This window comes from Acidithiobacillus sp. TH-A35 (assembly GCF_057473505.1).
This window is the reverse complement of record NZ_JBYCKR010000049.1, coordinates 1-2,622: the sequence shown is the minus strand read 5'-3', so window position 1 is coordinate 2,622 and position 2,622 is coordinate 1. Positions and strand designations below refer to the sequence as shown.

The window sequence follows — 2,622 nt, the reverse complement described above, 5'->3', positions numbered from 1 at the left end:
CCGTCGCCGCGACCGGTTGGAAACCATCGCCTTTACCGAGACGATGAACCGTCTGTTCAGCAGCCCGCGTCTGCCGCTGCGCCTGGCACGGGCCGCGGCTCTGGCGCTACTGGATCAGATACCGCTGGGGAAGCGGGAACTCGCGGCGCGGCTGGCTGGCATTCATCTCCCGGCGCAAAGCGCCATCCCGGATTTAGCTGTGGGCGGAACCTATGTCGGCTAGCGCCAGCTACGATCTCATCATTTCCGGCGCCGGCATGGTCGGTGCCAGCCTCGCCTTGGCAGCCCAACAGGCGGGGTTGCGCGTTGCGGTATTTGAAAAACGCAGCGCCGCGGCATGCGCGGCGGCGGATCCCTTTGATCGCGCCAGTTTAATCGCCACCGGGTCCGGACGTTTTCTGGCCAGCCTGGGCATCGATCTCGCGTTGCTGGGCAGTGCCGTGGAACGCATGCGGGTCTGGGATGGGGAAGGCTCGGGCAGTATTCATCTGGATGCCGAAGAAGGTGGAGAAGATCGGCTCGGGCATATTGTCGAGAATCGTCGCCTGGAACAAGCCCTGCACGCTGCGCTGGAAGATGCCGGGCTACACATTCATTACGGACGGGAAATCACCAGTGCCTTTGCCGACAGCAAAGCCATGTACGCCGCCGATGCCTCGGGGACGGAGTCTCACGGCACTTTGCTGGCTATTGCGGAGGGTCGGCAGTCGTCTTTGCGCAAAACGCTCATTCAGGCACCGGTTTTCCGGGAAGATTATGGGCAGGATGCCATTACCGCCACGGTCTGGATTGAAAAACCCCATCGCCACGTCGCCTATCAGCGCTTCCTCCCCACCGGCCCGTTGGCAGTATTGCCCTTGAGCGACGATGCCGATGGTAAAGCCCGCGCCTCCATCGTCTGGAGCGCAAAACATGCCCGTGCGCGGCATCTGATGACCTTGGATGATGCCCGGTTTCTCCACGAACTGTACCAGGCCTTCGGGCCGCAACTGGGACATTTCCAACACATCGGACGACGCGGCAGTTATCCGCTCGCGGGCCTGCACAGCAGCCGTTACGTCGGTGAACGCAGCGTGTTGCTGGGGGATACCGCCCATGGCGTCCATCCGCTGGCCGGCCTGGGGGTGAATCTGGGATTTCGTGATGCTGAACAACTGATGAAGGTCATTACCGCAGCCCGCCAACATCATGAGGACTGGGGAGAAGCCGCCGTGCTGCGTCGCTATCAAAGTGCGCGGCGGCCTGATAATCTCGTCACCGTACTGACTTGCGGCGCCCTCAGTCATCTTTTCTCCAACCACAGCCGCGGTCTCGCCCGGTTGCGCGACTTGGGGATGCTGGGGACGGGGGCGATCGCTCCGGTCAAACGTTTTCTCATCCGTCAGGCCATGGGCCTTTAAGGAGACTGTAGATGCAACACCGTATTGCTGACGATATCGCCGCCGCCATTGGCGACACCATCGCCCGTTTAGGGACGGTCAAGGAAGATGTAGACAAACAGGCGCGCGCCATGCTCTCCAATGCGCTGGATCGCCTGGATCTCGTCACTCGTGATGAATTTGATGTGCAGCAGGAACTGCTCTCCCGCCTCGCCGCGCGGGTCGCTGTGCTGGAAGATCGCGTCGATGCCCTGGCACCCAAGGCTACTGTAGACGAAGACGCCAGCAAGGACTGAGCGTTGCCGCTGGCGATAGTCCATAGCCGTGCCCTTACCGGAGTGCAGGCGGCGGGCGTCACCGTGGAATGCGATCTTGGTCCCGGGCTGCCTACCTTTGCTGTCGTCGGCCTCGCCGAAACGGCGGTCAAGGAAGCCCGGGACCGGGTGCGCTCGGCTATTCAGAACAGTGGCTTTGAGTTCCCGGCGCGGCGTATGGTCGTCAACCTGGCCCCCGCTGACCTGCCCAAAGAAGGTGGCCGCTTCGATCTGCCCATGGCTATCGGTATTCTCGCCGCCAGCGGGCAACTTCCTGCGACCGCACTGGAAAAACTGGAGATGATTGGCGAACTCGCGCTGGACGGCAGCCTGCGTCCGGTGACGGGCACGCTCTCCAGCACACTGGCAGCGGGACAAGCCCATCGTGCCATTCTGGTGCCGCAAGGCAATGCCCAGGAAGCCGCTTTCGCCCAAAGCACCTCAGTCTTTGCCTGCGCGAATCTGGCAGAAGCCGTCGCCCACCTGCGCGGCACGGATCGCCTGCCCGAGGTCATCTCCGATGCGGAGGCCCAGGAATCCGCCATTCCCTACCCCGATATGCGTGACGTACGCGGTCAGGAATCGACCAAGCGGGCGCTGATTGTCGCAGCGGTAGGCGGCCATCACCTGCTCCTGTCCGGCCCGCCGGGCACCGGCAAAAGCATGCTGGCGGCGCGGCTGCCCGGTTTACTGCCCCCTCTGCGCCGCAGCGAGGCACTGGAAGTAGCCGCCATCCACAGCCTGCAAGGAAGCGGCTTTGATATTCGCCATTGGGGTAGACGCCCGTTCCGTAGCCCCCACCATAGTGCCTCTTCAGCGGCACTGGTGGGCGGGGGTTCGCACCCGCGTCCCGGCGAAATCAGCCTGGCGCACCACGGTATTCTTTTCCTGGACGAAATGCCCGAGTTCCCCCGTGCGGTATTGGAAGT

3 protein-coding genes and 1 pseudogene are annotated in these 2,622 nt (G+C 62.9%); all 4 read left to right on the top strand.

From position 1 onward, the window contains the following. Positions 1–223: pseudogene (locus AC2VNK_RS02000) on the top strand (FAD-dependent monooxygenase); the annotation flags it as partial. Then, entirely contained in the window at positions 213–1,400 is a 1,188-nt protein-coding gene (locus AC2VNK_RS01995; RefSeq protein ID WP_486882620.1) for an FAD-dependent monooxygenase, read from the top strand. The pseudogene AC2VNK_RS02000 and the gene AC2VNK_RS01995, both read left to right, overlap by 11 nt. A gap of 11 nt (positions 1,401–1,411) precedes the next feature. Continuing rightward, complete coding sequence (locus tag AC2VNK_RS01990; RefSeq protein WP_271779367.1) at positions 1,412–1,675, top strand: accessory factor UbiK family protein; 264 nt, start codon at positions 1,412–1,414, stop codon at positions 1,673–1,675. 3 nt (positions 1,676–1,678) lie between these two features. Beyond that, positions 1,679–2,622: YifB family Mg chelatase-like AAA ATPase (locus AC2VNK_RS01985; RefSeq protein ID WP_486882618.1), on the top strand; the 944-nt coding region annotated here is incomplete at its 3' end.